We start from the raw sequence: 6,406 nt of genomic DNA on the forward strand, positions 1-6,406 counted from the left end.
TGCTCGGGCTTCGGTCTATCGGGCATCGGCTCCTCGCTGGGCGCGGTGTGGGCGCGCGCGCCCAAACCGACATATCTTTGATGTTGCTTGGCTATTTCCGGTCCGTTAACCGCCTGTTCACAGGTCTTGACGCGGGCGCGCGGGGGGTCACAGGAAGCTCCGGCCGTGGGGACCCGCGGGCAGGCCGAGGTGGGCGGCGATGGTTTCGGCGACATCGGCGAAGGCGATGAGGCCGGCGGCGCGCGGCGGATGGCCGGGCGAGACGGCGAGGACCGGGACGCGCTCGCGGGTGTGGTCGGTGCCCTTGAAGGTCGGGTCGTTGCCGTGGTCGGCGGTGAGGACGAGCAGGTCGCCCCGGCGCAGGCGGGCGAGGATCTCCGGGATGCGGGCGTCGAAGGCCTCGAGCGCGCGGGCGTAGCCCGAGACGTCGCGGGTGTGGCCCCAGAGCGTGTCGAAGTCGACGTAGTTGGCGAAGACGAGGTCGCCCTCCCCTGCCGCGTCCATGGCGGCGAGCGTGGCGTCGACCAGCGCCATGTCGTCCTTGCCCTTGGCGAGCGTCGTGATGCCGCGGTGGGCGAAGATGTCGCCGATCTTGCCGACGGCGTGGGTTCGCCCGCCGGCCGCCTGCACGCGGTCGAGGATGGTGGGTTCGGGCGGCGGGATGGCGAGATCCCTGCGGTTCGGGGTGCGGACGAAGGCGGCGGCGCTCTCGCCGACGAAGGGGCGGGCGATGACGCGGCCGACGCGCAGCGGATGCACGATCCCGGCGGCGATGCGGCAGACCTCGTAGAGCCGCTCGAGGCCGAAATGGACCTCGTGGGCGGCGATCTGCAGCACGCTGTCGGCGGAGGTGTAGAGGATCGGCTTGCCGGTGCGGATATGCTCCTCGCCGAAGGCGTGCAGCACCGGCATGCCCGAGGAGTGGGCGTTGCAGAGCGTGCCGGGGAGGTCCGCCTGCGCGACGAGCGGCTCGGTCACCGAGGCGGGGATGGCCGGGTCGGTGCGCGGGAAATAGTGCCACTCCCAGGGGACGGGGACGCCGGCGAGCTCCCAGTGGCCGGAGGGCGTGTCCTTGCCGCGCGAGACCTCGGTGGCGGCGGCCCAGGTGGCGACGGGAGGCTCGAGGAAGCCGGGGAGGTCGATGCCACTCGCGGCGCGGATTGCGGCGCCGAGGCCGAGGGCGGCGAGGTTCGGAACATCGAGCGGGCCGGAGCGGCCCTCCTCGGCGCGGCCGGCGGCGCAGGCCTGGGCGATGTGGCCGAGGGTATTGGCGCCGGCGTCGCCGAAGGCGGCGGCGTCGGGCGCCCCGCCGCAGCCGACCGAGTCCATGACGAGGAGGAAGGCGCGCGGCATCAGGCGATGCGCCCGAGGATGAGGGGCGCCTCGGCGGGCGCGGTCGGCCCGATGCGGTAGGCTTGGCGGATGCGCGCCTCGGCGGCGGCGAGGCCGTGGGCGTCGGCGGCGTGGATGCGGGCGAGCGGCGTGTCGGGCTCGACCGAGGCGCCGAGGGGGAGGAGGAGCTCGAGGCCGACGGAGTGGTCGATCGGGTCGCTGGCGCGGCGGCGGCCGCCCCCGATCTCGACCACGGCGAGGCCGAGGGCGCGGGTGTCGATGGCGGCGACGAAGCCCTCGGCGTTCGCCGGGATCTCGGCGACGGTCGGGGCGACGCGGAGGTGGCGCTCGAAGTCGGCGAGGAAGTCCGCCGGGCCGCCGAGGGCGGCGACCATGCGGTCGAAACGCTCGGCGGCGGCGCCGGTCGAGAAGGCGTTGCGGATCCGCTGCGCGCCGGAGGCCGTGTCGGGGGCGAGGCCGGTGGCGGCGAGGAGCTCGGCGCCGAGGGCGACGGCGACGTCGTAGAGGCGGGCGTCGATCTCGTCGCCGCGCAGGAAGCGGGCGGCGTTCGCCACCTCGAGCGCGTTGCCGGCGGCGGAGGCCAAGGGCTCGTTCATGTCGGTGATGAGGGCGCGGGTCGGGCAGCCGGCGCCGGTCGCCACCTCGACCAGGGCCTCGGCCAGGGCGCGGGCCTCGTGCGGGGTGGCCATGAAGGCGCCGGAGCCGGTCTTCACGTCGAGGACCAGGGCGTCGAGGCCGGCGGCGAGCTTCTTCGACAGGATCGAGGCGGTGATGAGGTCGATCGATTCGACCGTGCCGGTGACGTCGCGGATGGCGTAGAGGCGGCGGTCGGCGGGGGCGATGTCCGCGGTCTGGCCGATGACGGCGCAGCCGACCTCGGCCACGACGCGGCGGAAGGTGTCGGCGTCGGGCTGGGTCCGATAGCCGGGGATGGCGTCGAACTTGTCGAGCGTGCCGCCGGTGTGGCCGAGGCCGCGGCCGGAGATCATCGGGACGAAGGCGCCGCAGGCGGCGAGCGCAGGCGCAAGGACGAGGCTGACGTTGTCGCCGACGCCGCCGGTCGAATGCTTGTCGACGACCGGGCCGGGGAGGTCCCAGGCCAGCACCGTGCCGCTGTCGCGCATGGCAAGGGTGAGGGCGACGCGCTCGTCGGTCGACATGCCGCGGAGGAAGGTGGCCATGGCGAAGGCGGCGACCTGGCCCTCGGTGATGGCGCCGGAGGCGAGGCCCTCGACCATGAAGCGGATCTCGGCCGGCGTGAGGGTGCCGCCGTCGCGCTTCCGGATGATGATCTCCTGCGGGAGCATCAGTAGCCCCTGGCGGCGGGGGCATGCGCCCCGTCGAGGGTGGCGAGGAGGGCGGCGAGGACGCCGGAGGCGCCGATGCGGAAGTGCCGCGGCGTGGCCCAGCCCTCGCCCATCATCCGGTCGCAGAGGGCGAGGTAGGTGGCGGCGTCGGCGGTGGTGCGGACGCCGCCGGCGGCCTTCAGGCCGGCGTCGCGGCCGGAGTCGAGGATGGCCTGGAGGAGGATCTCGGCCGCCTCGGGGGTGGCGTTGACCGGGACCTTGCCGGTCGAGGTCTTGAGGAAGTCGGCGCCGCCGGCGAGCGCCTGGTCGGCGGCGCGACGGACGAGGGCCGGGTCGCGGAGCTCGCCGGTCTCGAGGATGGCCTTGAGGGTGGCCGGGCCGCAGATCGCCTTGATCTCGGCGACGGTGTCGGTCGCCGGGTGGCCGGCGGCGAGGCGGCGCCAGGGGATGACGAGGTCGATCTCGTCGGCGCCAGCGTCCAGCGCCCGGCGGGTGTCGGCGCGGACCTGCTCCAGCGGCTCCTCGCCGCTGGGGAAGTTCACCACGGTGGCGATGCGGATGCCGGTGCCCTCGAGCGCGCGCCGCGCCTGGGCGACGAAGCGCGGCCAGAGGCAGACGGCGGCGACCGGGCCGTGCAGGGTGGCGGCGCGGCGGCAGAGGTCGGTGGTCGCCGCGGCATCGCAGGCGTCGTCGAGGTTGGTGAGGTCGAGCGCGGCGAGCGCGCGGCGGGCGGCGGTGACGGCGTCCATCAGCGGGGCCCCCCGAGGTGCGCCGGGGCGAAGGCGCCGGGCAGCAGCGCGCCGACGGTGGTGCGCGCCCGCTCGCCCTCGGGGCCGGCGAGGACGACCGGGGTGTCGGGGGGCGCGAACTCGGCGAGCTTCTGGCGGCAGCCGCCGCAGGGGGAGATGACCTCGGGGCCGGCGGCGAGGACGAGGACCTCGGCGATGCGGGTGCGCCCGGCGGCGACCATGGCGGCGATGGCGCCGGCCTCGGCGCAGGTGCCCTGCGGATAGGCGACGTTCTCGACGTTGCAGCCGGCGAAGACGCTGCCGTCGGGGCAGCGGACGGCGGCGCCGACCTTGAAGCCCGAATAGGGCGCGTAGGCGTTGGCCCAGGCGGCTCGGGCGGCGTCGAAGAGATCCATTCGGAGCCCTCCCCCCGTGTCGGACGGGGGGACTATGGACGCGAGCCGGAACGGTTGGCAAGGGCGCGCGCCGCCCCTGGCGGCCTCAGGATGCCGGGCGGCGCTGGCTGCCCGACCAGGCCTCGAGCTTGCGGTAGATGGTCGAGGGCGAGACGGCGAGCACCTTGGCGGCGCGCGGGATCGAGCCGTCGCAATGCTCGATGGTCGCCTCGATCAGCTCGCGCTCCACGTCGGCCATGCGGGCGCCGACGAGCGGCGCGATGCGCTCGCGCGTGCTGGGGCCGGCCGCGGGGAGCGGCATGGGCGCCTGGGCCACCGGGTCCCGGGCGATGGGGACGGCGGGCTCGAGCACGATCTCGCTCGGCAGCATCTCGCGGGTGACGAGCAGGCCGTCGTGCAGGACGACGGTGTTGCGGATGACGTTGAGGAGCTGGCGGACGTTGCCGGGCCAGGGGCGGCTGGTCAGCACCGCCGCCGCCCCGGCGTCGAAGCCGGCGAAGGACTTGCCCTCCTCGGCGGCATATTCGAGCAGGCTGGCGCGGGCGATGTCCATGATGTCGTCGGGACGCACGCGCAGCGGCGGCATGTGGATCGGCACGACGTGCAGCCGGTAGTAGAGATCCTCGCGGAAGCGGCCGCGGCGGACCTCCTCGGCCGGGTCGCGGTTGGTGGCGCAGACGATGCGCACGTCGACCGGGATGGCGCGGGCGGCACCGACCGGCTGGATGGTCGAGGTCTGCAGGAAGCGCAGGAGCTTCGTCTGCAGCGAGAGGTCCATCTCGCAGATCTCGTCGAGGAAGAGCGTGCCGCCGTCGGCCGCCGCCGCGGCGCCCGGCTTGTCGGAGAGCGCGCCGGTGAAGGCGCCCTTGAGGTGGCCGAAGACCTCCGACTCGAGCAGGTCGCGCGGGATGGCGGCGCAGTTGAGCGGCACGAAGGCGCGCCGGGCCCGGTTCGAGACGGCGTGGATGGCGCGGGCGCAGACCTCCTTGCCGGTGCCGCTCTCGCCGGTGATGAAGACGGTGGCGGTGGAGCGGCCGATGGCGCGCACCATGCGGTAGATCTCGGCCATGGCCGCCGAGCGGCCGATGAAGCCCTGGAAGCCGGGCTCGACCTCGTGCGGGGCGGCGGCCTCCTCCTCCGGCTCCTGCGGGTGCGGCGCCGAGGCGATCGCGTTCTGCACCGCGCTCAGCAGCCGGGTCTCGTCGAAGGGCTTGACCAGGAAGTCGAAGGCGCCGGCGCGCATCGCCTGCACCGCGCGGTTGATCGAGCCGTTGGCGGTGATGACGATCACCCGGCAGTCGGGCGCCGTCCGGCGCAGCGCCTGCAGCAGATCGAGGCCGTCGCCGTCGGGGAGCTGCAGGTCGAGGAGAACCACGTGCGGGCGGGCCTGGTCCACGTGCGACCGGGCCTCGGCGAGACTGAAGGCGCAGGCCACCTCGTGGCCGGCCCGCGCCAGCACCGAGCGGTAGACCATGGACAGCGAGGCGGTGTCCTCGACGAGGAGCAGACGGTCCGGCATCCCCTCCCCTCCCCTCAATCGCCGGCGCGGCGGTCGCGCGCGAAGCCGACCGCGACGTCGATCTCGCCGATGCAGCGGCGGGTGGTCCCGGCGATGCGCGCCGCGTCCTCGCCGTGGGCGAGATCGTTCAGCTGGCGCGCGCAGGCCGCGAGCCGCACCGCGCCGATCGCCCCGGCGACCGAGATGAGGATGTGCGAGGCCGTGCGGATGCGGTCGCGGTCCGGCCCGTCGAGCGCCGCGGCGAGGTCGCGCTGCGCGGAGAGCAGGTCGGCAATCACCTTGTCGAGCAGCTCGCCCATCGTCTCCGCCCCGATCGCGGCGACGAGCGCGTCGTAGACGGCATGGTCGACGAGCGGCGCCCGGGTCGCCTCGGCCGCCGCGGCGCCGCCTGCGTCTTCCTCCAGCGCGCGCCGCCGCGTCACATGCACGGCGAGGCTTCGCCCGAAGGCCTCGACGCTGGTGACCGGCTTGGCGATCAGCCCGTTCGAGCCGGCCGCGGCGATCCGCTCGCGATGCTCGCGCATGGCGTAGGCGGTCAGCGCCACGATCGGCACCTGCGCGCGCTCGTCGGTCCGGGCGCGGATGGCGCGGATCACGTCGAGCCCGGAGAGCCGCGGCATCTCGATGTCGACGAGCACGAGATCGACCTCCTCGGCCTCGAACCGCTCCAGCGCCTCGACGCCGTCCGAGCAGACCGTGACCTCGGCGTTGAGCGCCCGCAGCATCTGCGAGGCGACCATCTGGTTGGTCGGATTGTCCTCGGCGAGCAGCACGCGCACCCCGGAGAGGTCGCAGGCCCGCAGCGGCACGGCGGCGGAGGCCGCGGCGATCTCCGGCGGGAAGCACAGCACCGCCTCGAGGCCGCCGCCCGTGCGGTTGCCGAGCGAGAGGCGCGCGCCGGCCCGGTCGGCCAGCGTGCGCACGATCTCGAGCCCGAGCCCCTCGCCGGCGCGCTCGGGGCGCAGCGCCCCTTCCCGGCCGATGCCGGGGCCTTCGTCGGCCACGCGGAAGACGACGCTGCCGTCCGCTTCGCGGCCGAGCGTCAGGCGGATGGCGCCCGCGTCGCTGAACTTGAGCGCGTTG

General features: G+C 74.8%; 6 protein-coding genes. All 6 read right to left on the reverse strand.

Annotation, left to right across the window (positions count from 1 at the left end; all coding sequences use genetic code 11):
- Positions 1-147: 147 nt before the first annotated feature.
- Complete coding sequence (locus Q0112_RS12985) at positions 148-1,353, reverse strand: phosphopentomutase (RefSeq protein ID WP_297975948.1); 1,206 nt, start codon at positions 1,351-1,353, stop codon at positions 148-150.
- Entirely contained in the window at positions 1,353-2,660 is a 1,308-nt protein-coding gene (gene deoA, locus Q0112_RS12990) for a thymidine phosphorylase (RefSeq protein ID WP_297975950.1), read from the reverse strand. Before deoA ends, Q0112_RS12985 begins: the two co-directional genes overlap by 1 nt.
- Positions 2,660-3,409, reverse strand: a complete 750-nt coding sequence (gene deoC, locus Q0112_RS12995) for a deoxyribose-phosphate aldolase (RefSeq protein ID WP_297975952.1) — start codon at positions 3,407-3,409, stop codon at positions 2,660-2,662. Before deoC ends, deoA begins: the two co-directional genes overlap by 1 nt.
- Complete coding sequence (locus tag Q0112_RS13000) at positions 3,409-3,804, reverse strand: cytidine deaminase (protein WP_297975953.1); 396 nt, start codon at positions 3,802-3,804, stop codon at positions 3,409-3,411. Before Q0112_RS13000 ends, deoC begins: the two co-directional genes overlap by 1 nt.
- Before the next feature lie 85 nt (positions 3,805-3,889).
- Positions 3,890-5,323: a sigma-54 dependent transcriptional regulator gene (locus tag Q0112_RS13005; protein ID WP_297975955.1), complete on the reverse strand. Its 1,434-nt coding sequence runs from the start codon at positions 5,321-5,323 to the stop codon at positions 3,890-3,892.
- Positions 5,324-5,337: 14 nt separating this feature from the next.
- Positions 5,338-6,406 (reverse strand): response regulator (locus tag Q0112_RS13010; protein ID WP_297975956.1); only part of this gene is annotated, 1,069 nt, incomplete at its 5' end.

The sequence above is a fragment of the uncultured Amaricoccus sp. genome, from assembly GCF_937858865.1.
Lineage (GTDB): Bacteria > Pseudomonadota > Alphaproteobacteria > Rhodobacterales > Rhodobacteraceae > Amaricoccus.